This is a genomic window from Halorussus salinus, from assembly GCF_004765815.2.
In the GTDB taxonomy this organism is placed as follows: Archaea; Halobacteriota; Halobacteria; order Halobacteriales; family Haladaptataceae; genus Halorussus; species Halorussus salinus.
Map to the genome: position 1 here is coordinate 105288 of NZ_ML974129.1, position 22987 is coordinate 128274.

The 22987-nt window shown below is 65.9% G+C and carries 30 protein-coding genes; 20 read left to right on the plus strand and 10 right to left on the minus strand.

Features of this window, described 5'->3' with window-relative positions:
* Positions 1-5: 5 nt before the first annotated feature.
* Entirely contained in the window at positions 6-770 is a 765-nt protein-coding gene (locus EPL00_RS12370) for an enoyl-CoA hydratase/isomerase family protein (protein ID WP_135854476.1), read from the minus strand.
* Positions 771-896: 126 nt separating this feature from the next.
* On the opposite strand from EPL00_RS12370, the gene EPL00_RS12375 reads away from it, so the two are divergent.
* From EPL00_RS12375 to EPL00_RS12385, 3 genes are all read left to right on the plus strand, one after another.
* Positions 897-1283, plus strand: coding sequence for a PaaI family thioesterase (locus EPL00_RS12375; RefSeq protein WP_135854477.1), 387 nt, complete (start codon positions 897-899; stop codon positions 1281-1283).
* 24 nt (positions 1284-1307) lie between these two features.
* Complete coding sequence (locus tag EPL00_RS12380; RefSeq protein ID WP_162224209.1) at positions 1308-1460, plus strand: hypothetical protein; 153 nt, start codon at positions 1308-1310, stop codon at positions 1458-1460.
* A 440-nt stretch (positions 1461-1900) separates the two neighbouring features.
* Positions 1901-2725 carry a hypothetical protein gene (locus EPL00_RS12385; protein WP_135854478.1) on the plus strand — a complete coding sequence of 275 codons (825 nt, stop codon included), beginning with the start codon at positions 1901-1903 and terminating at the stop codon, positions 2723-2725.
* Between the two features lie 530 nt (positions 2726-3255).
* Here EPL00_RS12385 and EPL00_RS12390 read toward each other — a convergent pair.
* A complete protein-coding gene (locus EPL00_RS12390) occupies positions 3256-3435 on the minus strand; it encodes a hypothetical protein (protein ID WP_135854479.1) in 180 nt (59 codons plus the stop codon).
* 41 nt (positions 3436-3476) lie between these two features.
* Positions 3477-3644, minus strand: coding sequence for a hypothetical protein (locus tag EPL00_RS12395; protein ID WP_162224211.1), 168 nt, complete (start codon positions 3642-3644; stop codon positions 3477-3479).
* Positions 3645-3743: 99 nt separating this feature from the next.
* Between EPL00_RS12395 and EPL00_RS12400 the strand changes: the two genes are divergently transcribed.
* On the plus strand, positions 3744-3965 hold the full coding sequence (locus EPL00_RS12400; protein WP_135854480.1) for a hypothetical protein: 222 nt from the start codon (positions 3744-3746) through the stop codon (positions 3963-3965).
* A 19-nt stretch (positions 3966-3984) separates the two neighbouring features.
* Here EPL00_RS12400 and EPL00_RS12405 read toward each other — a convergent pair whose 3' ends face one another.
* The gene (locus EPL00_RS12405) at positions 3985-4626 is read right to left on the minus strand and encodes a helix-turn-helix domain-containing protein (protein WP_135854481.1); all 642 of its coding nucleotides are present in this window, start codon (positions 4624-4626) and stop codon (positions 3985-3987) included.
* A gap of 381 nt (positions 4627-5007) precedes the next feature.
* Between EPL00_RS12405 and paaA the strand changes: the two genes are divergently transcribed.
* From paaA to EPL00_RS12430, 6 genes are all read left to right on the plus strand, one after another.
* The gene (paaA, locus tag EPL00_RS12410) at positions 5008-5949 is read left to right on the plus strand and encodes a 1,2-phenylacetyl-CoA epoxidase subunit PaaA (RefSeq protein WP_135854482.1); all 942 of its coding nucleotides are present in this window, start codon (positions 5008-5010) and stop codon (positions 5947-5949) included.
* Positions 5950-5951: 2 nt separating this feature from the next.
* Positions 5952-6272: a 1,2-phenylacetyl-CoA epoxidase subunit PaaB gene (paaB, locus tag EPL00_RS12415; protein ID WP_135854483.1), complete on the plus strand. Its 321-nt coding sequence runs from the start codon at positions 5952-5954 to the stop codon at positions 6270-6272.
* Complete coding sequence (gene paaC / locus EPL00_RS12420) at positions 6272-7111, plus strand: 1,2-phenylacetyl-CoA epoxidase subunit PaaC (protein ID WP_135854484.1); 840 nt, start codon at positions 6272-6274, stop codon at positions 7109-7111. The genes paaB and paaC overlap by 1 nt, the downstream gene beginning before the upstream one ends.
* A gap of 124 nt (positions 7112-7235) precedes the next feature.
* On the plus strand, positions 7236-7685 hold the full coding sequence (paaD, locus tag EPL00_RS12425; protein ID WP_135854687.1) for a 1,2-phenylacetyl-CoA epoxidase subunit PaaD: 450 nt from the start codon (positions 7236-7238) through the stop codon (positions 7683-7685).
* 2 nt (positions 7686-7687) lie between these two features.
* Positions 7688-7855, plus strand: a complete 168-nt coding sequence (gene paaE, locus EPL00_RS23545) for a 1,2-phenylacetyl-CoA epoxidase subunit PaaE (protein ID WP_202932630.1) — start codon at positions 7688-7690, stop codon at positions 7853-7855.
* A gap of 181 nt (positions 7856-8036) precedes the next feature.
* Positions 8037-11336, plus strand: a complete 3300-nt coding sequence (locus tag EPL00_RS12430; protein ID WP_135854485.1) for a carboxypeptidase-like regulatory domain-containing protein — start codon at positions 8037-8039, stop codon at positions 11334-11336.
* 377 nt (positions 11337-11713) lie between these two features.
* Here the strand turns inward: EPL00_RS12430 and EPL00_RS12435 are convergent, their stop codons facing one another.
* Together EPL00_RS12435 and EPL00_RS12440 are read right to left on the minus strand one after the other, a co-directional pair.
* A complete protein-coding gene (locus EPL00_RS12435; protein ID WP_135854486.1) occupies positions 11714-12163 on the minus strand; it encodes a methylated-DNA--[protein]-cysteine S-methyltransferase in 450 nt (149 codons plus the stop codon).
* Positions 12164-12241: 78 nt separating this feature from the next.
* Positions 12242-12619 (minus strand): Hsp20/alpha crystallin family protein, encoded by a 378-nt coding sequence (locus EPL00_RS12440; protein WP_135854487.1) that lies wholly within the window; start codon positions 12617-12619, stop codon positions 12242-12244.
* A 109-nt stretch (positions 12620-12728) separates the two neighbouring features.
* Here EPL00_RS12440 and EPL00_RS12445 point away from each other — a divergent pair, with 109 nt between their 5' ends.
* The 6 genes from EPL00_RS12445 (at position 12729) to EPL00_RS12470 (ending at position 17202) form a co-directional block, all read left to right on the plus strand.
* On the plus strand, positions 12729-13634 hold the full coding sequence (locus tag EPL00_RS12445) for an NOP5/NOP56 family protein (protein ID WP_135854488.1): 906 nt from the start codon (positions 12729-12731) through the stop codon (positions 13632-13634).
* Positions 13631-14278, plus strand: a complete 648-nt coding sequence (locus EPL00_RS12450; protein ID WP_135854489.1) for a fibrillarin-like rRNA/tRNA 2'-O-methyltransferase — start codon at positions 13631-13633, stop codon at positions 14276-14278. The genes EPL00_RS12445 and EPL00_RS12450 overlap by 4 nt, the downstream gene beginning before the upstream one ends.
* 76 nt (positions 14279-14354) lie before the next feature.
* Positions 14355-15437: a glutamate--cysteine ligase gene (locus tag EPL00_RS12455; RefSeq protein WP_135854490.1), complete on the plus strand. Its 1083-nt coding sequence runs from the start codon at positions 14355-14357 to the stop codon at positions 15435-15437.
* 327 nt (positions 15438-15764) lie between these two features.
* Positions 15765-16301 carry a winged helix-turn-helix domain-containing protein gene (locus tag EPL00_RS12460; RefSeq protein ID WP_238398204.1) on the plus strand — a complete coding sequence of 179 codons (537 nt, stop codon included), beginning with the start codon at positions 15765-15767 and terminating at the stop codon, positions 16299-16301.
* A gap of 61 nt (positions 16302-16362) precedes the next feature.
* Complete coding sequence (locus EPL00_RS12465) at positions 16363-16851, plus strand: phosphopantetheine adenylyltransferase (protein ID WP_135854492.1); 489 nt, start codon at positions 16363-16365, stop codon at positions 16849-16851.
* Between the two features lie 75 nt (positions 16852-16926).
* Entirely contained in the window at positions 16927-17202 is a 276-nt protein-coding gene (locus tag EPL00_RS12470) for a DUF7111 family protein (protein WP_135854493.1), read from the plus strand.
* Positions 17203-17576: 374 nt separating this feature from the next.
* Here EPL00_RS12470 and EPL00_RS12475 read toward each other — a convergent pair whose 3' ends face one another.
* On the minus strand, positions 17577-18254 hold the full coding sequence (locus EPL00_RS12475) for a VOC family protein (protein ID WP_135854494.1): 678 nt from the start codon (positions 18252-18254) through the stop codon (positions 17577-17579).
* 98 nt (positions 18255-18352) lie between these two features.
* Here EPL00_RS12475 and EPL00_RS12480 point away from each other — a divergent pair, with 98 nt between their 5' ends.
* Together EPL00_RS12480 and EPL00_RS12485 are read left to right on the plus strand one after the other, a co-directional pair.
* The gene (locus tag EPL00_RS12480; RefSeq protein WP_135854495.1) at positions 18353-19030 is read left to right on the plus strand and encodes a hypothetical protein; all 678 of its coding nucleotides are present in this window, start codon (positions 18353-18355) and stop codon (positions 19028-19030) included.
* A 114-nt stretch (positions 19031-19144) separates the two neighbouring features.
* Positions 19145-21241: a hypothetical protein gene (locus EPL00_RS12485; protein WP_368407948.1), complete on the plus strand. Its 2097-nt coding sequence runs from the start codon at positions 19145-19147 to the stop codon at positions 21239-21241.
* Between the two features lie 2 nt (positions 21242-21243).
* Here EPL00_RS12485 and EPL00_RS24050 read toward each other — a convergent pair whose 3' ends face one another.
* The gene (locus EPL00_RS24050; RefSeq protein ID WP_274380995.1) at positions 21244-21378 is read right to left on the minus strand and encodes a DUF7503 family protein; all 135 of its coding nucleotides are present in this window, start codon (positions 21376-21378) and stop codon (positions 21244-21246) included.
* A 222-nt stretch (positions 21379-21600) separates the two neighbouring features.
* Between EPL00_RS24050 and EPL00_RS12490 the strand changes: the two genes are divergently transcribed.
* A complete protein-coding gene (locus EPL00_RS12490) occupies positions 21601-22014 on the plus strand; it encodes an MPN domain-containing protein (RefSeq protein ID WP_135854496.1) in 414 nt (137 codons plus the stop codon).
* 37 nt (positions 22015-22051) lie between these two features.
* Here the strand turns inward: EPL00_RS12490 and EPL00_RS12495 are convergent, their stop codons facing one another.
* Entirely contained in the window at positions 22052-22261 is a 210-nt protein-coding gene (locus tag EPL00_RS12495; protein WP_135854497.1) for a ribbon-helix-helix domain-containing protein, read from the minus strand.
* 114 nt (positions 22262-22375) lie between these two features.
* The gene (locus tag EPL00_RS12500; protein WP_135854498.1) at positions 22376-22681 is read right to left on the minus strand and encodes a DUF5779 family protein; all 306 of its coding nucleotides are present in this window, start codon (positions 22679-22681) and stop codon (positions 22376-22378) included.
* Positions 22682-22839: 158 nt separating this feature from the next.
* On the opposite strand from EPL00_RS12500, the gene EPL00_RS23550 reads away from it, so the two are divergent.
* A complete protein-coding gene (locus tag EPL00_RS23550; protein WP_202932648.1) occupies positions 22840-22986 on the plus strand; it encodes a DUF7503 family protein in 147 nt (48 codons plus the stop codon).
* Position 22987 lies beyond the last annotated feature (1 nt).

Sequence of the window (22987 nt, forward strand, 5' to 3'; positions counted from 1 at the left end):
CCGCCTCACTCGAACTCGGGGTCCCGACCCTCCAAGAAGGCCGCGACGCCCTCCTCGTGTTCGGGCGTGTCGTAGGCCAGCGACTGGACGTGGTTCTCGTAGTCGATGGCCTCCTGCCAGCCCCGGCCCAAGTTCTCGTGGATGGCGCGCTTGGCCAGTCCGATGGTCGTCGTCGGGCGCTCGCGGAGCGTGTCCAGCAGGTCCGCGACGCGCTCGTCCAGTTCGTCGTCGGGGACCGCCTCGTTGACGAGTCCGAGTTCGGCGGCCTCGTCCGCGCTGAAGAACTCCCCGGTGAACGCGAGGCGCTTGGCGGCGCGCAGGCCGACGAGATGGGGCAAGAGGAACGACCCGCCGGTGTCGGGAATCAGGCCGACGCGGACGAACGCGCAACTGAACGTCGCCGACTCGACGGCGTAGGCGAAGTCGCTGACCGCCGCGATGGCCAGTCCCGCGCCCACGGCGTCGCCGTTCACCTTGGCGACGATGGGCACCTTCGCCGACATGGCCTCCTCGACCACGCGGCCGAACGTCTCCGTGACGCGCTCGTAAGCCTGTTCGGTGGTCTCCTCGCGCTCGGCCATCGACTCGATGTCTCCGCCCGCGCTGAACACGCCGCTCTCGCCGGTCAGGACCAGCGCGTCGAACTCGTCGGCGTCGGTGTCGGATATGATATCGGCCAACTCCTCGGCGGTATCGGTGGTGAAGGCGTTCATCACTTCGGGTCGGTCGAACGTGACGGTTCGGACGCCGTCCTCCTCGGCAATTTCCATACGCCCACCGTCCGGCGCTACCGAAATAAGGCTACCCCACTGTCGGGCGGGCCGACCGCTTTTCGCGTCGCGTAGCGGCTCGGACAACGAGTATTTTTAAGCCGCTCGCCGCCCCAAATCGACCGCATGGACGTAGAGAACTTCTTCGAGGAGATGCCGTTCGCCGACCTGCTGGGCGTCGAAGTCACCGAAGTCGAAGACGGTCACGCCGAGGGCCGGGTCGAGATGCGCGAGGAGTTGTCGTGGAACGCCGACCGCCAGATGGCCCACGGCGGCGTCACCTTCACCCTCGCGGACACGGTGGGCGGCGCGGCGCTGGTCTCGCTGGTGGACCAACCGGTGCCGACCATCGACATGCGCATCGACTACCTCGAAGCCGGGACCGGCGACCTGCGCGCCGAGGCCGACGTGGTGCGCTGTGGGAGCGACGTGGGCGTCGTGGACGTGGCAGTCTATGCAGAAGACGGAGACGCGCAGGTCGCCGACGCGCGCGGCGTCTACAAGACCGGATAAGCGCGGATTGTTTTGCCCGCCACCATGCGACTCCTCCACTACTCCGATTTGGAAAACGTCTACGACCGCCCCGAGCGCGCGGGCAGACTTGCGGGCTGTATCGACGCGCTCCGTGACGACGAGACTGTCGTGGTCGGTACCGGCGACGACCACTTCGGCGTAAGACGTATTCGTTGAGCAGTCGCGCGACGAAGATTCTGGGGCCTATATTTCTCCTTCGAGAGGAATATCTAGAAAGACAGTGACTACCGCTGCGTCTCCTCCACTTTGCGGAACGCAGAGCATCGGGCTCTACCCGTGTAGTACCCTGTTCAGGGGACGGGAGTCGCTTCATTGAGCAGATCGGCGACTGTCTTGACCGCTTCATCGCAGGGACAGACTCGTTTAGCGGGATGTTCGGGTACGAGGCCTCATCGTGGCGTAGACTGGACGCCGTGCGTGGCAAAACTCTACTGACCGACTGCGCCGCTTGGCGGTTGTCGGCAAAGCCACTATCCAACGAGTGGTAGGTCAACTACTTCAGTCCCCCGCGACTATATATTCCAAAGTAATATCATATAATATTAAATATTTAGAACTAGCGAATAAAAATAAGTGCCATTACCAGAGTTTCAAAAATGCAGATGAAAAAAGATGATACAAGCGGAATGAATCGACGAAGGATGCTGTCGGCAACGGGAACTGCTCTTGCAGGGTTGAGCGTCGGCACCGCGAGCGTGCGAGCCGGTGGGAAGTCCTCGAGCAACGGCAAAAGTTTGTACGACATCGGGTTGTCCCTTCGGGATAAACACGACTGGAGTAACTCCGAATGGCGCTCGTTCCTGAGCAAAAAAGGAATGGACCATACGCATTCGAGCGTAGAAATCCCGGTTTCGAAAGGCGGCACAGAACGGAACGATCCCGGAACGCAGAAGATGGACCAGTCGAAGCTCCGGTTCTACCTGACTTACACCTACTCGCCAGACATCACCCAACCGCAATACGACGCGATAGACTTCGAGTGGGAGTTCGTGTACGGCGACGAACTACCCTACGGAGAGAGTCCATACGACCTCTGTACCATCGAGTGGGAACAGGGCAAGTACAACTACGGCGGGCTCTATTACGACAACGATTGGTGTCGGGAAGTGAAAAACGGGGACACGTCCGGTGTCACTGGTGCTGCGGTTGAGTACGACGATGGCGCACACACGAACTACATAATCGGAGATGCGGTCAACAACGACCCCGACAACTACAATCAGGCGTCGTACATGGGATTGTCTGTTGAGCAGGAGTCGGGCAGTGCGAGCGACAACGACATCGACTTCGATTACTGGCACTCGTGGGAGAACACCTACTTTAATGTCAGTATCGGAACCGGCGGTGTGTCAGTCTCACCCCAGAGTGGAACCAACTGGTGGAGCGAGTCGAAAGTCGTGCAGGTGGAGGATATCGACTAACTAGAGAGTACCGACGGACATTGAGCCACTTCGAAACAGACGAAGTGGCGGCGCGTTTTTTAGATCGTCGTATTTATGCATTAAGAAGTAGCTGGCCAAACGTCAAGCGACGGCTATCGCTGACCGAACTGATACGCTTTTGCACACGAATCCCGGGAAACGTGGATTCGATTCGACAATGAAAGTTCCGCGTTTCTGACTCGTATCTATTCCGCCCCGCCGACACGAATACGGAGGGGAGCTGTTTGGAATATATGAACTTCGGGTCGGCCGGTTGGCGTCATTGGGTGCCGGACGACGATGAGAGCCACAGAATAACCCAGCATGGGATTGGGAACTGACTTCTTCGAAACGGTCAATATATACTCGGCGAGCGATGCGAAGGTGTCGTTGGCGCGCGGGTCGTCCGACCGGGCTTGAGCGGCCGAGTAGTCTACGAAGTCAAACTGGCCGAAGAATAACCCAAATCATTTTGTCTATTTTATAGACAGTGTTTCCTTGCCAATAGAATCAGTTAGGTTGTGCATAGCTCACTCGCTCGTCGTCTCGGTGGCGCGCCAGAGCGCGTTGAACCCGAGGAGGAACGCCGCGCCGCCGCCCACGACCACGCCGAGAGTACCGCCGTTCTGGAGTATCAGGACGGCCAACAAGAACGCGACGACTTCGAGCATCCGGTGAACGTCGGTGAGCATCGTGTCTGCGTCGGTCATGGTCGGGTCGTGAGAGACGACCCTCAAGAAAAGGTCGGTTTCTACAGTGCCCGAATAATGGAGTTCCCGACTAGCAGGAGTATGGCGACGCCTCCTGCGACTAAACCAAAGAACCCCTGACTGAGAGCGACCACCGCTAGCAAGAGCGCTATCAGTTCGAGCGTCTGGTGGATGTCCGTGAGTTGCTGAACGATTTCGTCGTCGGCCATCATTCGAGCGTGTCGGCTACGTCACAAATTCGATTTGGTTCCGCGCGAGTTGCCCCGTGTTCCGCAAGCTACTTTCCACCGACCCGACAGGAATTTGGCATGGACGACGCCCTCCGAATTCGACTTGACGCTATCATCCTCCTCCTGGTCGTCGTCGCCACCCTGCTCGCGCTGACGCTCGCTGCTGTCGGCGGCGGTGAATGGCTCGTATTCGCCTTTCTCCTCGGCTTCGTGAGCGTGACAGTCACCTATTCGATTTTAGTGGGAGACGAGCATCGAGGAGGCGACGGGAAAACGACCGGTCCCACCGAGGAGGATTGAGACCGTCCACGGTCCGTCCCTACCCGAACACCTGCGCGAACAGCGTCGCCTGCCCCCGGCGCAGGCGCTCCAGAAACGCCGACTTGCTGATTCCCACCTCGTCGGCGACCGCCGCGGCGGTCGCGCCGCGCGGCACCGCGAAGTAGCCCATCTCCAACGCGGTCCGGAGCGCGACCTCTTGGGCGGGGGTCACGTCCCACCGCTGGGCGACCGCCTCGTCGTCCTCGCTCCCGAGCGGGAAGACGCGTTCGAGCGAGACGCCCACCGTCTCGGCGACCGCCGCGAGGACGCCCTGTAACACGTCGTGGCCGACCACCGCACCGGTGTAGCGTTCGGTCCCCTCGCGGTACTGCAACGTCTCGGCCATGAACCCCGCGTCGGTCAACTCGTGGACGACGCAGGGGTGTTTCGAGAGACACCGGAAGTTGGTCCGACTGTCGGTCCGGGAGACGTGGAGGTAGCGAATCCGGTCGTCGGCGTCGAGGAGTGCCGCGAGTTCGTCGGTCTCCTCGCCCGCCGAGAAGCGCAGGAGCGCGTTGTCGTCGTGGCGGAGTTGCGGCGGTCTGGCGTCGATGGTCGCGCCCGTCTCGCGGGTCGCCTCGGCCAGCGGGCAGTCGTCGCCCGTGACGCTGAACTCCACGACGAGACATTCGTCTATCAATTTCGACCACCTCTCGAACCGATGCGTCGCCGAGAGACGGAGGAACGTCGGCGAAGAAGAGTTAGAAAGCCCCCGCCGAGTCGCGGTCGCTCCGCCGGATATTCCGCGCGCAGAACTGCGCGCGGAATAGGGCCGCCGGAGGCGACCACGGGCCTTCGACCCGCGACTCGGCGGCCCCTTTCAGTCCACCCAGACGTGGCGGTCGGTCGGCCGGGCGTTCGCGGTGGTTCGGTGGGTACTCGCGCTATCGTTCGACGGTCGGCCGGGCGTCGGCGGCGTGTCGGCCGGGCGGTCATACGAGAAACTTGTTCGGCTGGCTATTTAAACCCGCCACATGGACGGGTTAATCGGTATCCCGGTCGGGGTCGTAGACGATTGTATATGGACATCGAGCAAGTCAAGGAGCGCGCCGGGCCGCGCGAGTTCAGTCCGAAAGACGACCTCCCGGAGAAGTACCGGAAGGCCGCGACCCGCATGATTCAGTTCCACGCCAACAGCGAAATCATGGGGGCCTACCTCGAACGACCCTTCATCCGTGAGGCACCGAGTCTCGACCGGAAGCTGGCCTTTTCCGCGAAAGTGCAGGACGAAATCGGCCACGGGCAACTCCTCTACCGGGCCGCCGAATCGCTCGGTATCAAGGACCGCGAGCAGATGCTGGACGAACTCGCCAACGGCGAGGGCAAGTTCCTCAACTGCTTCCACTACCCGCTGGAGTCGTGGGTCGAGACGCCGATGATAGCGTTCTTCGTGGACGGCGCGGCGATGCGCCGACAGGCGACGCTCAAGCAGTCCAGTTGGGAGCCGTACGCCCACGCGATGGACAAGGTGTGTTTCGAGGAGGGCTTCCACGTCAAGCACGGCGAGGCCATCCTCTACGAACTCATGACCGGCTCGAAGGCCGAGCAGGAGAAGACCCAAGAGGCCTTCGAGACGTGGTGGCCTCGAATCATCCAGTTCTTCGGACCGACCGACGACAAGTCCACCCACCACGACTTCTCGGCGGACGTAGGGCTGAAGACGATGACCAACGACGACCTGCGAAACGCCTTCCTCAACGCCTACATCCCGAAGGCCGAGAAGTACGGTCTCGAAATCCCCGACGAACCGCGCATCCGGGAGAACGGCGACGGCACCTACGAAGTCGAGGAGGACGACCTGAACTGGGACGAGTTCTTCACCATCGCGAAGAACGACGCGCCGGGGAGCCACGAACAGATCGGCAAGCGCAACCGCACCCAAGAGGCCGTCGAGTGGGTCCGGAACTCGATGGACGGCTGGGAAGCGAAGGACGCGGGCCAGACCCCGCAGGCGGCCGACTAACCATGATTTGGGAAGTGTTCCGTCAGGACCAAGCGGGCGAGTATCACACCCACTGCGGAAACGTCCACGCGCCCGACCGCGAGATGGCGCTGATGTTCGCCGAAGTCCAGCACGGGCGGCGCAAGCCGACCAACAGCCTGTGGGTCGTCCCGCAGAAGGAAATCGGCGAGGTCGATACCGAGGACGCGAAGTTCGGCGGCACGACCGACAAGTCCTACCGGTGGGCACAGTCCTACAGCTTCGAGGCCGCCGCCTCGGAGGTCGCCGAGTCCGAGAGCGAACAGGTCGAGGCCGAGGCCGAGCGCCAGCGGGGTGACGACTGATGGCGACCGCAGAGCAACTGTCCGGACCCGACGAACTCTCCGACGAGGAGCGCGAAGCGGTCGAGACCCTGCTGTTCCGGCTCGCGGACGACGAGTTCGTCCTCGCGGAGCGATACACCGAGTGGCAGGTCCGCGCGCCCACCCTCGAATCCGACCTCGCGCTGGCGAACATCGCGCAGGACGAGTTGGGTCACGCCCGACTCTGGTACGACCTCCTGCAGGATTTCGGCCCGGACGAACCCGACCTGATTTGGGAACGTCCGCCCGACGAGTGGCACCACAGCACGCTGACCGAACGCCCCTTCGAGGAGGGCGACTGGGCCGACCCCATCCTGCGGTCGTACCTCTACGACGTGGCCGAGGAGATTCGCCTCGAAGCCCTCGTGGATTCGTCGTACGCCCGCATCCGCGACCGCGTGGGCAAGATTCGGGGCGAGGAGGACTACCACCGCGAACACGCCGAGAACTGGCTCGAACGACTCTGCGACGACGACGAGGGGCGACGGCGCGTCCAGCAGGCGCTCGACCGACTTCTGCCCTACGCCCTGACCGTCTTCGCGCCGGTAGACGACGAAATAGAGACCCGAATCGACGAGTTGGGGCTTCGGACCGAGACGCTGGCGGACATGCGCGAGGAGTGGCTCGACACCGTGGTCCCGTACCTCGAAGGACTCGGTCTCGATGTCGATGCGGACGCCGACCTGCCCGAGGAGATCGGCCGGGACACTAGTCACACCGACGACTGGGACGACCTCTGGGACGAGTTCACCAACACGTATCGCGAACTCGACCGCCACGAGGCGACCCGAATCATGAAAGACCCCGACGAGGTGGAGTGACGTGTCCAGCGAAAGTGACGAACCACGTTCGTCATCTCGTGAGACGGAGTCTCACGGTGTGCCCTACGACCCCGAGATTCCGGACCTCCGCGAGGAGGACCCCGCGGACCTCGACGCCGACGAGATTCCCGGCACCGGGGGCGTCCCCGGTTTCGGCGACGACTGCGAGGACCCCGCGCTCTGTGCGTACACCGAGTACGTCGAGGGCGAGGAGGTCGAGGACCTGCCCGAGACCGGCGAGGGTGCCGAGGGCGTCGAGGCCGACGTGTGGGACGCCCTCTACGGCGTCGAGGACCCCGAGATGCCCGTCTCCATCGTGGACCTCGGGCTGATTTACGGGGTGGAAGTGACCGAGCGCGTGGACGAGGGCCACCACGCCGAGGTGCTGATGACCCTGACCTACTCGGGGTGTCCGGCCCGCGACATGCTGACCGACGAGGTGGAGCGGAGCGTCACGGGCGTCGAGGGAATCGAGTCGGTGGACCTGCGACTCGTCTGGAGTCCCGAGTGGTCCATCGAGATGGTGACCGAACAGGGGAAGGCCGACCTGAACGACTTCGGCCTGAGCGTCTGACCATGCGACGACCCGACCCGAGCGTCGAGACCTCCGGCGAGGACAGCGGCGCGGAGTGCCCCTACTGCGGTTCGACCGAGACCGAGCGCGAGCATCCGAAAGGCCCGTCGCTCTGCCGGTCGATGCACTACTGCAACGACTGCGAGCAACCGTTCGAGAAGTTCGAGTAGTCCGGTGTCGTCCGTCGCGGGTTGTCCGTCGCGGGTTGTCCGTCGCAGGTCGTCGCCGCTCTTTCTCCGAACTGCACCGAAGCGCGAGCGAACGCGATACCGAGACTATCTATCGTACCATGCCCGAAATAGTTTGATTTATTAGTTATAAGTATAGAAACTAGGTCGCACTCCACCATTCATGATAGGAGATGACACACGAAGCTGGTTCGGAGCCGTCGCTACCTGCGCAGTCGTCTTGCTCACGCTGACGGGTAGCACGCTCGCGCCAGTCGCGGCCGCGACGCCAGTACCGACGACCGACCGAACCGCGCCGAGCGCGGCGACGAGCGCGACGAATGCGACGACGACCGCGGCGAGCGCGACGACGACCGCCGCGAGCGCGACGACGACCGCCGCGAGCGCGACGACGACCGCCGCGACTACCGCGGCGGCCGGGAACACCGCCACGGTGACGCTCTCGGGCACCGTGACCTACCCCAACGGCACGGCCGCCGAGAACGTCACGATTCGGTTGCTGACCGAGGACGGCGGCGAGACCGACTTCGCGGGCGTCGTCACCGACGCCGACGGGTCGTACGCCGCGACGCTCCGAGCCAACCGGAGCTACGAGGCCCACCTCTGGCAGGCGAACCTGAACGACGCGGACCCCGACTCGCCGACCAACGTCGTCTTCCCCCGCGACGGCGTGGCCGACTTCACCTCGCTGGGGTGGGTCAACACGACCACGACCGCCGAGACGCGTAACTACTCGTTCCCGGTCGGGCACCTCCTCGACGTGACCGTCGAGAGCGAATCGGGCGCGCCGGTGGCGAACTCCTCGGTCGGCCTCCGCGACGGCGAGGGACCGACCGGCGCGTCGGTCTACAGCTACCTCTACGCCGACGGCCTCCCCACCGACGCGCAGGGCCGGATGGCTCACCCGCCCAACCCCGGTACGGGACTGGAGGTCAACGGTTCGACCGGCATCTCGGTCGAACCGCCCGCGAACTCGTCGTACGACGAGACGTATCTCCGGCGCACGGTCACGAGTGATTCGAACGTCACCGCGACGCTCTCGACGCCGACCGTCGTCTCGGGCACCGTGACCGACCCCGACGGTACCCCGGCGTCGAACGTCACGCTCCAGTGGGAGGGTGTGAACGGAACCGAAAACGACGGCCGGACCGTCACCGACGCCGAGGGTGACTTCTCCGTCGAGTTCGACCGGACCGGCGACTACCAGTTCACCTACTGGCAGGGCGGCGACGTGTACGCCGAGGCCGGGAACGTCACCTTCCCGCGCGACGGCGTGGCCGACTTCGGGAACCTCGGAACCGTCTCGATTTCCGGCGCGACCACGACCAACTTCACGCTCCCGGTCGGCAACGTCCTGAACGTCACCGTCCTGAACCGCTCGGGTATGCCCGTCGAGGAGGCCGAAGTCGTCCTCTCGGACCAGCATCCGGCGACCGACGAGCGGGCGTACGCCCGCGGATTCGCCGACGGCAACGTCCCGACCGACTCGCAGGGCCGGATGCAGAATCCCTCGAACGACCGACCCGGCATCGAGGTCAACGGCTCGGTCGGCGTCTACGTCGAGGAGCCGGTCGGCACCGACTACGGTGACAACTACACCGAGTACGACGTGCAGGGGCCGCGAAACGAGGCGGTAGTCCTGTCGAAGACGACGGACCTCTCGGGCACCGTGACCGAACCCGACGGCACCCCGGCGTCGAACGTCACGCTCCGCTGGTGGACCGACGACGCGGGCGGCGACTTCCGACAGGCCGTCACCGACGAGAACGGCACCTACGCCGTCGATCTGCTGACGAACAGTGACTATCAGGTGGACGTGTGGCAGGCCGACTTGCGCGAGGCCGACGCCGATTCCCCGACCAACGTCGCCTACCCGCGCGACGGCGTGGCCGACTTCGCCGCGCTCGGGTGGCACAACACGACCACGGCCGACGAGACCCGCGAGTTCCGGCTTCCGGTCGGGCACGTCCTGAACGTCACCGTCGAGAACGGGTCCGGCGCGCCGGTGGCGAACTCCTCGGTCCAACTCGCCGACCGGACCGACGGCGTCTGGACCACGTTCTACGGCTACCTCCGCGCCGACGGGGTGCCGACCGACGCGCAGGGACGGATGGTTCACCCGCCGAACCCCGGCCCCGGCGTCGAACTGAACGGCACCGTCAGCGCGATAGCGCGACTGCCCGCGGACGCGCCCGACGACCACGTGGGGACCGAGGTGACGCTCACCGAGGACCGCGACGTGACGCTGACGACCGAGGAGGCGACGGAAATCGAGGGCCGAGTCGTCGGTCCCGACGGTCTCCCGGCCCCGAACCTGACCGTCTCGGTTATCAACTTCTCGACGGGCGTCTTCGAGCAGACGACGACCGCCGGAGACGGCACCTTCTCGAAGTCGGTCCCCGACGGTGACTACCGAGTCTACGTCTTCGACGGCGCGACCGGGGACGGCGTGGCCGACGCGTGGCTGACCGGTCGCTTCGACGCGAGCGGCCCGACAGACGTGGGCAACCTGACCCTGCCGCCCGCCTCTGAGACGACTATCGACGTGACCGACCGCCGCGGCGACCCGATGGACGCCTACACCGACGTTCGCGGCGGCAACGGCGGTTGGATATTCACGTTCGGCCACGGGCAGGCGCTCGACCGCCCGTCGAGCTACGACAAGCAGTCGGCCGACCTAACGGTCGGCACCCACGCCGCGACGGTCTACGACTCGTGGACCCACGACGTGCTGGCGACCGAGGTCGTCCGCGTCGGCGACTCCGACCGGACCGCCACGCTCTCGGTGGACCGGTTCAACGGTACGCGGGTCTCGGGCGCGTTCGGCACGACGGTCGTCCGCGACCTCCAGACGCCGACCGCCCAACAGTCCGTGCAGGACGTGCTGAGCGAGAGCGTCAACGTCCGCCTGTTCGTGCTGAACGCGACGAGTAGCACCGACCTCCGGGTTACCGAGAAGCTTCCGGACGGGTACGGTCTCGACACGTCGAGCGTGACGGCGGACGGGCCGGGAAGCGTCGAGAACGTCACGTTCGCCGACGGCACGCTCTCGTTCGACGTGCGCGGCGACGTGTCCGAAGTCCGGTATCGCGCGGTGCCGACGAACGGTTCGGCCGCCGAGGTGCGCTTCGCTGGCGAGTTCGGCGACACCCCGACGGTCGGCCAGACCGCGCTCCCGGCCGAGGCGAACGTCTCGGTGTTCGCGCCCGCCGACGGCGCACAGGTCGCCACGGCGAACCCGGTCGTGGAGTTCGTGACCCGCCACCCCGACGCCGGGAACGTCACCGACCTCGAATATCGCGTGGACGGCGGCGCGTGGCGGCCGCTCGGCGACACGCCCGCTATCGGCGCGACGCAGCTCGCGGGTCTCGACGACGGCCAGCACACCGTCACCGTGCGACTCGTGAACGACGAGGGAACCGTCGTGACCGACACCACGACCTTCACGGTCGATACGTCCTGAGACGGTTCCGGCGCTCTCCTCGGTTTTTCTTCGGCCGTCGATACGTTTCCGCACAGAGAACAGACTGGCGGCTGAGATGATACAGACCGATAGCGCATACCTCCGTCTTCAGGCGCGGGAGGAGATCAAGACGAAAGTGGAGGACTGGAACTCGTGATACCGAACCGCGCCGGATGGCGAACGCGCGGGGCGGATGACAGACCGGGACCGTCGGGCGGCGTGGTCGTGGAGTCGCGGCGCAACCGGGGCGCAACCGCAGTTAACTCATCTAGTAGTACCTGTTTAGTTGTTATGGCCGTATTCTGAGAAAATTAGCTGAGGAAGGTGTTCGGACCGACGACTCGCTCGACCGTAGAGCCGCGGGGGTCGCTCGGAGATTACGCGTCGGCCGGGTCGCGCTCGTCACCGCTCTCGACGGCTCTCGGCGTCTCCCGACGGCCCTCGGCGGCTCCTTCGAGCGCCAGCAGTCGGCGCTTGAGCGGGAGTCCGTCGCCCGCCGAGTAGCCGCCCAGCGAGTCCGCGCCGACGACGCGGTGGCAGGGCACGACCAGCGGGACGGGGTTCGCGCCACAGGCCCGACCCACCGCGACGGCCGCGGTGTCGAGGTCGTCGGCGATTTCGCCGTAGGTCCGGGTCTCGCCGTACGGAATCGTCCGCATCTCGGCCGCGACCTCGCCAGCGAACCCCGACGAGAGCGCCACCGACAGGTCGAACGCGCGGCGCTCGCCCGCGGCGTACTCGCCGACCTGCGCGCGAATCTCGTCCGCTGGAGCCTCGACACGTTCGGCGTCGAGTTCGACGGTTCGGTCGAAGAGTTCGACGTTCATCGGTCCAGCGAGGGTGCGCGAGGACTTTGCGGTTTCGGTCGGCGGCCTCGCGGTCGCCGCCTCCGCTCGTCGGCGTGGCTACTCTACGTCCACCGACTGCCGTCGCTCGCGCTTCGGGAGCGTGATTCGGAGTCGCCCGTTCAGGTACTCGGCGCTTGTTCGCTTCTCGTTCACGCGCTCGGGGAGCCGAATCGTCCGGCTTATTCGGCCCTCCTCGCGCGCTCTCGCACCGAACGCGCCCGCGTTCTCGGGGTCGTCCTCCGGTTCGGCGAGTATCTGGACGCGGTCCTTCCGGACTTTCACGTCGATGTCCTGCTTGCGGACGCCCGGCAGGTCCGCGGTCACGACGAACTCGTCGCCGCGTTCGGCCACGTCCACGGCTATCGCAGGGTCCGGTCGGGCGTCAGTCGCGCGAGCGTCGGTCGGTCGGCGTCGGCGTCGATTTCTGCGAACCATCGTTTCTCCCTGTATGGTCTGGCGACGGCGTCCGGCTTAACGTTGGTGTGGGCTCGCGCCGCGACCCGAGTAGCGCAGGTTTAAACCCGAAGACGCGCAAGCCTCGGGCATGACCGACGACGGACCCCACCCCGAAGGCGGGTGGTTCGAGGAGGTCGCGCCCGGCGACGCCGCGGCGGGCGCGGCCCGGATACGCGAGGGGCGGGCCGACGCGCCCGCCGACTGGCCCGAGCGGGCGGTCGCGTCCGGATTCGCCGAGAGCGAGGACGAGTACTACGACGCGCTCCGGGACGCGAGCCTCCGGGCGGCCCGCGAGGGGGCGGCCGAGCGCGAGCGCGCCGACGACCAGCAACTGGTCCACGCGGTCCGGGCGATGGACGACGCCGCGTCCGAGGCCAACGAACTCGCCGAGCGCGTCGCCGAGTGGGCGGGGAGTCGCTACCCCGACGCGGGGACCGGCGTCGAGTACGCCCGCGAACTCGCGGAGCGCGACCCCGAGTCGCCGACCGACGAACGTCTCGTCTCGCTGGCGCGGCGCGTCGCGGACCTCGCCGACGAGTCCGACGAACTGCGCGAGTTCATCGAGCGCGAGACGCCCGAGGTCGCGCCCAACCTCGCGGCGCTGGCCGGGCCGGTCCTCGGCGCGCGACTGATTTCGCTCGCTGGCGGCCTCGAACCGCTGGCGAAAAAGCCCTCCGGGACGGTGCAGGTCCTCGGCGCGGAGGACTCGCTGTTCGCGCACTTGCGAGGCCACGCGACCTCGCCCAAGCACGGCGTCATCTTCACCCACGAGTTCGTCAGGGGCACTCGTCCCGACAAACGCGGGTCCGCGGCCCGGACGCTGGCGGGGAAACTCACCATCGCCGCGCGCATCGACCACTACTCGGGCGAGCGCAAGCCGGAACTCGACGACGAGCTACAGCGCCGAATGGACCAGATTCGCGGGCGGGGCGACGGGAGCGAGGAAGATGACAGCCCCGAGGACGAGAACGCAACCGAGGAGGGCGACGCATGACTGACCAGTCCGACATCGCTCTCCCCGAGGGCGTCGAGCGCCGCGCGTTCGACGGCCGACGGCGGCTGGCGACGCGGGGCGCGCCGGTCTACGGCGAACCGACCGACGGCGAGTGGCGCTGTTGGGACGCCGGGCGCTCGAAGCTCGCGGCGATGGTGGAGTCAGGAATGGAAATCGGTCTCGCTGGCGGCGAGACCGTGCTGTACCTCGGCGCGGCCAGCGGGACGACCGTGAGCCACGTCGCGGACTTCTCGGGGGCGACCTACGCCGTCGAGTTCGCTCCTCGGCCGGTCCGGGACTTGGTGGGCGTCGCCGAGGACCGCCGGAATCTCTTTCCCCTATTGAAGGACGCTCGCAAGCCAGCGACCTACGCCCACGTCGTGGAGGCCGACGTTGACGCCATCGTGCAGGACGTGGCGACTCGCGGGCAGGCCCGCGTGGCGGTCGAAAATCGGCAGTTTCTGGCGGACGACGGTCGCCTGCTTGCGGCCGTCAAGGCCCGTAGCGAGGACGTGTCCCGCGACCCCGAGGCGGTCTTCGACGACGCGCTGGCCGACCTCCGCGACGAGTACGAAATCGTGGAGACGGCGCGACTCGAACCGTACCACGACGACCACCTCGGCGTGGTCGCGCGGCCGCGGTAAGGCTCTTCCAGACCGCAACCGCCCGGCCATGCCGGGTTCGGAACTATTTACACCTCGGATTACGAAAGACCGAGAAATGGACTCGGGTTCGGCTGGAAGTTTCGCGGAGATGGGGACGCTGGGCATCGAAGAGGAGTTCTACGTCGCGGACGAGCGCGGCCGCCCGACCGCGGGCACCGACGAACTCGTCTACCAGCGCGACCCGCCCGAACTGTTGGACGGACGCCTCGACCACGAACTGTTCAAGTGCGTCGTGGAGACCCAGACACCGAAGATACAGCGTCTCGCGGACGCTCGCGAGCATCTGCTTTCGGTCCGCAACGCCCTCGTGGACCACGCCGAGGAGGCCGGATTCCAAATCGCGGCCGCGGGTCTCCACCCCGGCGCGCGGTGGCGCGAGTTGGAACACGCCGAGAAGGAGCGGTATCGCGCCCAGTTGGACCGGATTCAGTACCCTCAACACCGGAACACGACCGCGGGCCTGCACGTCCACGTCGGCGTGGACGACGCCGACAAGGCGGTCTGGATAGCCAACGAGATTCGGTGGTACGTGCCCGTGATGCTCGCGCTCTCGGCGAACTCGCCGTACTGGAACGGGTTCGACACCGGACTCCAGTCCGCGCGAGCGAAGATTTTCGAGGCCCTGCCCAACACCGGGATGCCGACCTGCTTCGACTCCTACGACGACTTCGCGACGTTCGAGGAGACCATGCTTCGTTCGGACTCCATCGCCGACCGCGGGGAACTCTGGTACGACGTGCGACCCCACACCGGCCACGGCACGGTCGAAGTCCGGACGCCCGACGGGCAGGCCGACCCCGACCGCGTGATGGCGTTCGTGGAGTACACTCACGCGCTGGTCGAGGACTTGGCGACGCGCTACGAGGACGGCGAGGAGGGCTACCGACACCGCCGGGAGCTGTTAGACGAGAACAAGTGGCGCGCGATGCGCTACGGTCACGACGCCGCGTTCATTCGCCGGGACCGCGAGGGAGAGATTGGTCTCGGTGAGGTCGTAGACCGGGAGTGCGAGCGACTGGGCGTCTCGGGCATCCGGGACCTCTACGAGGGCGAGAGCGGGGCGACCCGCCAGCGCCGGACTCTGGACGAGGAGGGACCCGACGCGTTGTACGAGTCGTTGCTCCTCGAACGCGAGTGACCGAGCGCGCGGTCGCGGACTCGACACCCGAGACCGTCGAGGGCGGTGCCTCCCGAAAACCTCCGTGCGCGGCCCGGACCGCTCTGAGCAACCTTTTTACTCGCCCGCGACTTGTGTCCTCGTAGAGAGGACATGTCCGACGAGAATACAGACGACGAAGACATCGACGTGAACGTCGAAGACGACACCGTCGAGGAGGCCGAAATCGAAGACGTAGACGACGACGTGTCCGTCGAGGAGGAGCTCGACGTGGACGACGAGGGCGGCGTGACCGAGGAGGTGAACGTGGAGATCGCCGACGACGAGAAACTATCGGTCGAACAGGACGTGTCGGTCGAGACCGACGCCGACGCCGAGGCGGACCGCCTCTCGAAGGGCCGCGAGCGCCTCGGCGAGGAGGCCGACCGAGCGGTGGACCAGTTCGACCAAGGCATCGTGGACCTGCTGTCGTGGGTGCTGGACACCGAGACGCGGGCGCGAATCTATGTCTATCTCCGACAACAGCCTCACAGCACCAGCGAGGAGGTCGCCGAGGGCACCGGTCTCTACCCCTCGACGGTTCGGGAGTCGCTGGCGGAACTCCACGACGAGGAGAACGTAGAGCGCCGCAAGCGCGAGAGCGAGGGCGCGGGCAACAACCCCTACGAGTACACCGCCATCGCGCCGAGCGAACTCGTCGGCGGCATCGTCGGCCAGATTCAAGACGAACTCAACACCGTCTTCAATTTAGACGACCACCTCGAACCCGAGTCCGAGACCCCAGCGGAGACGGAACCGAGCGAACCGGTGAGCATCCGGGTCGAAGACGAAGAGGACGCGAGCGACGACGAGACGACCGGGGCCGACGACGAGGGCGACGAGTAAAATTCGCTCCTCCGGCGGGTATTCCGAAGGCACTAAGCCGCGGGGCACCCTTCGCGGGGGTATGAGGGTTGCCTTGGGCGGGACCTTCGACCCGGTCCACGACGGCCACCGCGCGCTGTTCGAGCGCGCGTTCGAACTCGGCGACGTGACGGTCGGTCTGACGAGCGACGAACTCGCGCCGAAGACGCGCCACGAGGACCGGTACGTCCGCCCGTTCGACGAGCGGAAGGCCGACTTGGAGACGGTCCTGTCGGGGTTCGCCGACGAGTACGACCGCGAGTTCGAGGTCCGAGAGTTGACCGAACCGACCGGTATCGCCACCGAGGAGCAGTTCGACGCCTTGGTGGTCTCGCCCGAGACGACCGACGGTGCCCAACGCATCAACGACATCCGCGCCGAGCGCGGGTTCGACCCGCTGGAGGTCGAAGTCGTGGACCACGTTACGGCCGCGGACGGCGACATCATCTCCAGTACCCGCATCGTGAAGGGTGAAATCGACGAACACGGGAATCTCACGCCCGAACGCGACGGACGCGACGCGGAACGCTGAGCCGGATTCGGTCTTTGTCCGGAACTTCGGAGTCGAACCGGTAGCTTCGACTGTCGTCGCTCCCAACCGACTCGCATGAGCGCACAGGAGACCACCGCGAACGGCATCACCGCGCGCTACCGCGAGACCGACGACGAGCGCCTGCTGGAGTTCGAGTCCGACCGTTCGACCGCCGCCATCGCCCAGAACGTCGAGGGCTACGCCATGCTGAAGGTCCGCCCGACGGCCGACGGCGACGAACTCGAACGCTACTACGGGTTCGACATGGCGCTGGACCACGCCGCGGAACTGCTCGGCGTCTCGCCCCACGACCTGCCGGTGCCCGACGGGGCCGACGACATGGGAATGTGACGGTTCGGAACAACTATAGCATTCTTAGAAGCTTATTTTCATTCTCCAAGAGATTCTCTAGTTTCCTCCGGACGTGCGACCAGCGGCGCTCGCGCGGACCAGACGCGCCGGAGTCGCGCACGAAGGTTTAAATCCGAGAGCGGGACCAACTCGTCTCGGACGTTCCGGGTCGTCTCGGGCGAGCGACCCACAGTCCGACTAACCTGAGAGAGGGCTGAGCCAGTACGAACGACTGTGACCTCGGAGGTCGCGCTCGCTTCGCTCGCGCAACCGGCCGTTACCTCGCAGGCCACGAGCGACTGCCACGTGAAGAATTCGGGTCGGACGAACCCGGTTACGGAGCCGCGGGCACCGAATCGGTCGCCGAGCCTCGGCTACCGGAAGGTCAGGTAGTGGCCGTCGGGGTCCCGGACGCGCGTCCCGTCCTCAACTTCGGCGACCTCACAGGCCGCGTCGCGGACCGCGTCGGCCGCGGCCGCCGGGTCGTCGGCCGCGAACCCCACGTCGGCGTGGAGACCGCCGCGAGCGTCGGCGATGCCGAGGTGCGGCTCCCACAGTTCGAGGTCCACCGGCCCGCCGAGTCGGAGGCGACGGCGCTGGTCGCCCCTATCCACGACCTCGAAGCCCAGCGACCGGTAGAACGACTCGGCGCGCGCGAGGTCTTCGACTTCGAGAACTATCTCGAAGATGTCGGTGATGGCCTCCTCGCCCTCGCCGACGCCGCCGATTTCGACGCAGTTGCCGTCCGGGTCGTAGAAGTACAGCGACTTCGCGCCGCCGAAGTCGAACTCCGTGAGGTCGAACGACTCGCCGAGGAGGTCGTACCACTCGTCGTAGCGGTCGGGCGGCGTGGCGAAGGCGTAGTGGGTGTGGACCCCGCCGCGGGGCACCGCGCCGGGTTCCCGGAGGACGAGGTTGGCCCCGCCCGCGTCGAAGACGACTTCGCCGTCCTCCTCGCGGACCACCGACAGGTCGAGGTGCGTCTCGTAGAATTCGCGGGCGCGGTCGAGATACTTCGCTTCGAGCGCCAGCCAGCGCAGCCCCGAGAGCATGGGCGGGGATACGCACGCCCGGTGCTTAAACCCCCGACGCTCTCGCACCGCAGGACGCGTACAGGAGGGTTTTGTGGGTTCGGTCCGTACAGTCGGCTATGCCGCTGAAGAAATCGGAGCCCGCGACGGAGTACGAGGAGATAAACCGGTGGGACGAGGGCGTCGGGTGGATAGCCCACCCCGACGAGACGATGTTGCGGGCCAGCCACGCGCTCGACACGGCGGCTGGCGTCTGGGCCGTAGACCCCGTGGACGCGCCGGGCGTGGACGACCTGTTCGCGGAGTTCGGCGACGTGGCGGGCGTCGTCGTCCTCCTGAACCGCCACTACCGGGACGCCGACGAGATAGCGCGCCGCCACGACGTGCCGGTGTACGTCCCCGCGTTCTTCGACCGCGTGCCCGAGATGGAGGCCGACCTTCGGCGGTTCGACGCGACGTTGCCGGGCACGGACTACCGGATGCTGAAGGTCGCCGACGCGTTCGGCTGGGAGGAGGCCGCCCTCTACGACGAGGCGGCGGGGACGCTGGTCGTCGCCGAGAGCGTCGGCAACGCGCCCTACTTCACGACGCCGGGCGAGCGCATCGGCGTCCACCCGATGATGCGACTCACGCCGCCGTCGGCCCTGAAGGGGCTTCGACCGGAGCGCGTGCTGGTCGGGCACGGCCGGGGCGCGATGGACGACGCGACTCGCGCGTTGGACGACGCGCTCGGCGGCGCGCGACGACAGACGCCGAAGCTCTACGCCGAGAATCTGCGGATGATACTGCGTCGGTGACCGAACGGTTCGAAACTGACGAAACTCACCAGTAAATTTTTGCAATTCCAGCACTAGGGTAGAAAACATGCGTTCCCTCCAAGGGGTACCGACGCGTGAGAAACGACTGGGGGTGTGGCAGTGACACTGTCGTTCGAGGCCGCGACGGAGCCGACCGGCCTCGAAATCCGGGACCGAATCGAGCGGCGCACGTACACTATCGGAACGTCGGGGTCGGTCTCCCCGACGCCGACCGACGCCGACGAGTTTCGGTTCCCGGTAGACGACGCGGTCGCCGTCACGACCGACACGCTCGCGCTTCCGACGTTCGTCGCGTCGTACGTCCGCGACGCGACTGGTGGGATGCTCCTCGAAGTCGGGAGCGAGACCGACCGACGCCTTCCGGCGGGGTGCTACGGCGTCGAGTTGTGCGCGCCGATGAAACTCTATCTCGCCGTCGAGGGACCGATGAGAGTGACGGGGGCCGACGACGGGATTCGGTTCGGGTTCGAGTCGGCGACGACGGTTCGCGTCGGCGCGCGGTCCCACCACGAACGCCCGGCGGCGACGGTCACGACGACCGACGACCCCCGCGACGTGATGGCCGCGCTCTCGACGCTCGGGTCGGCGCTCAAGACGACCAGTCCCGAGCGGAGCTTTCCGACGTTGCGGGGCCACCCGCCCCTCGTGGAGTTGGGCGACGAGCTGTCGATTCCCGACGAACTCGCTCGCCCCGATACCGGCGTCCGCATCGAGTTGCCGCCCGAGCGCGGCCGGGCCTACGTCGCCGCACCGCTGGCGTTCTACCTCGGCGCGGAGTTAGTTCCCGTGACCGACGCGAGCGCGCCCCGCATCGTCACCGACGGGACTGCTCGTGCGGACGGGTTCGCCTACGACCTCGACGGGCCGAAGGGGTTCGAAGAGGAAGTGGCCAGAGTCCTCAAGCAGACGTTCCTGCTCGACTGCGTGACCCGAACGGAGGGCTACTACCCGGTGGCGCTCCACGAGCGCGAGGCGCTCGACCCCGACGTGGGGCTGGACTTTGCGGCCCTCTACGACCGGTCGCTGGCCGAACGACTGGCCGCGTACCTCTCGGTCCCCTTCGAGGTGGTCGAGGACCAGATTCCGACGTGGAAGCTGACGACCCACGTCGAACCGACGCCCGAGAACGTCGCTACCGTGCCGTTTCTGGTGGACGACCTCGCGGTCGTCCGGACGCCCGCGTCCCGACGACCGACCCGGCGTACGACTACTTCGTCCGGCGAACTCGTGCGGGACGGCGACTTCACGCGAAGCTCCTCGGAGTCGGAGGACACGCGCCCGGTGGTCGAACCCGAGGGCAGCGACTCGGTCGAACAGGCGTGGATCGGCGACCACGCGCCGGTGGACGCCAGCAAGGCGACCCCGACCGCGTTCCGGAATCGGTTGGAACAGCGGTCGGAAGCCGAGGAGATCGAGATTTCGGTCGTCTGCAACGACACCGAAATGGACGAGGAGCGCGACATCGCCGCCGAGGTGTACGGTTCTCGCGAGAGTTTACCGTTCGACGTGACGGTCCACCGCAACCTGCGGACCGACGAACTCCGCGCGGTGCTGGCCGACGAGACGGCGTTCCTCCACTACATCGGCCACATCGACGGGGCGGGCTTCGAATGTGCGGACGGCCACCTCGACGCCGGAGACGTGGACTCGGTGGGCGCGGAAGCGTTCGTGTTGAACGCCTGCCAGTCATACGAGCAAGGGATGGAACTCATCGACGCCGGGAGCGTCGGCGGCGTCGTGACGTTGAGCGACGTGATAAACAGCGGCGCGGTCCGGGTCGGCAAGACGATGGTCCGCCTGCTAAACCGCGGGTTCCCGCTCCGGGCCGCGCTCTCCATCGCCCGCGGGCGGAGCATCGTCGGCGACCAGTACATCGTCGTCGGCGACGGGAACGTCGACATCGTCCAGACCGAGAGCAACATGGCGATGCTCTGTGTCGTAGAGACTGGCGACGACGACAGCGTTTTCGAGGTGTCGGTCGAAAGCTACGTCTCCGGAGACGGTGGAATTGGCGGGTTCTTCAGGCCACGGTTCGGCGACCCCGAACGCTACCATCTCACTTCGGGACGACACGGACCGTACTCGATGACTCGCGAGGAACTTCGGACGACGCTGGCGATGGAGAACGTTCCGATGAAAGTAGACGGCGAGTTCACGTGGAGCCACGACCTTGAGGTGAACGAGTTTTAGGTTTACGGTCCGTAACAGGCCACTGCCATTCCGGCCGACGCGTTTCCGGCCTGCGTGAGTAGCAGTAGCATCGTGAACAGGACGCCCATCTTCCGGGGATTCTCTGCGAGATACGTGGTGAGGTCGGATTCGGACATTGCAAATACCAGTAATAGCTATTATATTATGAAATATTCTATATTTTTCGAGACACGAACGTGTCCGACGTAAGTCAGACACTCGACGCACTCGTTGAAATACGTTTTCACTCGTCGCGTCGGTCGGCGGCAAGCGCCACCGTCGGAGGAGGTCCCCGTATCGAGAATCGCGGTCGCTGTCGCGGGCAGTATGGTTATACGCGGACGGGCCAAAAGAGAGGTGTGGTGTACGTAACTCGGGGGCTGGTGGACGTGTTACTGGACTTCGCGGCGGAGGCCGAACCCGACGAGTTGACCGTCTCGCTCGCGGTCACGCCCGCTGGCGAACTGGACGGCACCGAGGAGCTACCGCCCGACGCGCCGGTGTTCACGCACTTCTATCCGCCGGACGCGGGGAAGTCCATCACGGCGGTCTTCGGTGTGGACCTCTCGGTCCCGGCGGGTCAGACCCAAGGCCGGTTCATCGCCCACCCCAAGGGGAACTTGGAAGTGAACAAGACCGACGACCTCCACGAGGCGATTCTGGTCGCGGTGCCGCCGTGGGACGAGTCGTCGCTCGGAGCGTTCGACCGCTCGGGCCGCAGACAGCCGCTGGAGGTCGTGGACGCCGAACCCCCGACCGAATCGCTGTCGTAGTCGCTGTGGCAGTCGCTGTCGTCGCCGCCAACCGACGCTATTCGAGGTAGCCGAGTTCCCTGAGCTGGCCGGTTATCTCCTCGAACTCCGACTCGGTGAGTTCGCCCTCCTTCTGGTGCTGGATGACGATACTCCGGAGGAGGAAGCGCACGAGGTCGCTGGTGCTGGAGAAACTGGTGCCTTCGATGGTCTCCTCGACGCGGTCCGCGAGGTCCTTCGGAATCGAGACGGTGGTGTACTCGGTCATAGGGGCTACTGGGGCCGCGCGCGGGAAAACCGTTGTCCTCTCGGCGGTCGCCGCTCTGCCGACGCCTCCGCGCCCCGGCGGATTCCCGGTCCGGCGATTACGACGAGGAGTCGCTCACAGCCGCTCGGTGTCCACGCTCACGTCGTCGGGCGTCACGATGAGAAACTCCCGGAAGTGAATCAGGTTGCCGCCGCGCTCTTTGACCCGCGGCGCGAGGTCGGCCGCCAACTCGGGGAGGTCGCCCTCGACCGCCAACACGAGGACGTTGCCGCGGTCCACGACCTCGAACCACTCGCGCTCGTCGGTCGTCCCGTCTAACTCGCCGAGGACGATGCGCCGGTCGGTCCCGTCGGTGCCCTCCTCGTCGTCCGCTATCTCCTGCTCGACCGTCTGGAGGTCGAGGTCGAAACCACTGCCCATACGCGCTCGCTCACACTCCCCCGCCAAAATCCTTGCCCCCTGAGGGACGTTCGGAAATCGAACATTTTAAATAAATGTTGGCAATCTATTTTAAGAATATTTCTATTGCCATCTTTTAAACAGATTGAATTAGCTCGTCGTCCTTGCCAAAAGTGGTCATGGCACAACCCACGACGCACGCACGGATGGCGGAGTTTCTCGAATCACACCCCCGAGCGATGGGCGCGCTGTTCACGATATGCCTGCTGTTGATGCAGGCCGGGAACGTGGCTGCGAACGGTGCAAGCGCCTACAGTGGACCGTAAG

What these genes read in the sequence shown, in the direction of transcription:
- EPL00_RS12370 (WP_135854476.1), bottom strand. Translation starts at nt 770, where the DNA reads ATGGAAATTGCCGAGGAGGACGGCGTCCGAACCGTCACGTTCGACCGA.
- EPL00_RS12375 (WP_135854477.1), top strand. Translation starts at nt 897, where the DNA reads ATGGACGTAGAGAACTTCTTCGAGGAGATGCCGTTCGCCGACCTGCTG.
- EPL00_RS12380 (WP_162224209.1), top strand. Translation starts at nt 1,308, where the DNA reads ATGCGACTCCTCCACTACTCCGATTTGGAAAACGTCTACGACCGCCCC.
- EPL00_RS12385 (WP_135854478.1), top strand. Translation starts at nt 1,901, where the DNA reads ATGCAGATGAAAAAAGATGATACAAGCGGAATGAATCGACGAAGGATG.
- EPL00_RS12390 (WP_135854479.1), bottom strand. Translation starts at nt 3,435, where the DNA reads ATGACCGACGCAGACACGATGCTCACCGACGTTCACCGGATGCTCGAA.
- EPL00_RS12395 (WP_162224211.1), bottom strand. Translation starts at nt 3,644, where the DNA reads ATGGCCGACGACGAAATCGTTCAGCAACTCACGGACATCCACCAGACG.
- EPL00_RS12400 (WP_135854480.1), top strand. Translation starts at nt 3,744, where the DNA reads ATGGACGACGCCCTCCGAATTCGACTTGACGCTATCATCCTCCTCCTG.
- paaA (WP_135854482.1), top strand. Translation starts at nt 5,008, where the DNA reads ATGGACATCGAGCAAGTCAAGGAGCGCGCCGGGCCGCGCGAGTTCAGT.
- paaB (WP_135854483.1), top strand. Translation starts at nt 5,952, where the DNA reads ATGATTTGGGAAGTGTTCCGTCAGGACCAAGCGGGCGAGTATCACACC.
- paaC (WP_135854484.1), top strand. Translation starts at nt 6,272, where the DNA reads ATGGCGACCGCAGAGCAACTGTCCGGACCCGACGAACTCTCCGACGAG.
- paaE (WP_202932630.1), top strand. Translation starts at nt 7,688, where the DNA reads ATGCGACGACCCGACCCGAGCGTCGAGACCTCCGGCGAGGACAGCGGC.
- EPL00_RS12430 (WP_135854485.1), top strand. Translation starts at nt 8,037, where the DNA reads ATGATAGGAGATGACACACGAAGCTGGTTCGGAGCCGTCGCTACCTGC.
- EPL00_RS12435 (WP_135854486.1), bottom strand. Translation starts at nt 12,163, where the DNA reads ATGAACGTCGAACTCTTCGACCGAACCGTCGAACTCGACGCCGAACGT.
- EPL00_RS12440 (WP_135854487.1), bottom strand. Translation starts at nt 12,619, where the DNA reads ATGGTTCGCAGAAATCGACGCCGACGCCGACCGACCGACGCTCGCGCG.
- EPL00_RS12445 (WP_135854488.1), top strand. Translation starts at nt 12,729, where the DNA reads ATGACCGACGACGGACCCCACCCCGAAGGCGGGTGGTTCGAGGAGGTC.
- EPL00_RS12450 (WP_135854489.1), top strand. Translation starts at nt 13,631, where the DNA reads ATGACTGACCAGTCCGACATCGCTCTCCCCGAGGGCGTCGAGCGCCGC.
- EPL00_RS12455 (WP_135854490.1), top strand. Translation starts at nt 14,355, where the DNA reads ATGGACTCGGGTTCGGCTGGAAGTTTCGCGGAGATGGGGACGCTGGGC.
- EPL00_RS12465 (WP_135854492.1), top strand. Translation starts at nt 16,363, where the DNA reads ATGAGGGTTGCCTTGGGCGGGACCTTCGACCCGGTCCACGACGGCCAC.
- EPL00_RS12470 (WP_135854493.1), top strand. Translation starts at nt 16,927, where the DNA reads ATGAGCGCACAGGAGACCACCGCGAACGGCATCACCGCGCGCTACCGC.
- EPL00_RS12475 (WP_135854494.1), bottom strand. Translation starts at nt 18,254, where the DNA reads ATGCTCTCGGGGCTGCGCTGGCTGGCGCTCGAAGCGAAGTATCTCGAC.
- EPL00_RS12480 (WP_135854495.1), top strand. Translation starts at nt 18,353, where the DNA reads ATGCCGCTGAAGAAATCGGAGCCCGCGACGGAGTACGAGGAGATAAAC.
- EPL00_RS24050 (WP_274380995.1), bottom strand. Translation starts at nt 21,378, where the DNA reads ATGTCCGAATCCGACCTCACCACGTATCTCGCAGAGAATCCCCGGAAG.
- EPL00_RS12495 (WP_135854497.1), bottom strand. Translation starts at nt 22,261, where the DNA reads ATGACCGAGTACACCACCGTCTCGATTCCGAAGGACCTCGCGGACCGC.
- EPL00_RS12500 (WP_135854498.1), bottom strand. Translation starts at nt 22,681, where the DNA reads ATGGGCAGTGGTTTCGACCTCGACCTCCAGACGGTCGAGCAGGAGATA.
- EPL00_RS23550 (WP_202932648.1), top strand. Translation starts at nt 22,840, where the DNA reads ATGGCACAACCCACGACGCACGCACGGATGGCGGAGTTTCTCGAATCA.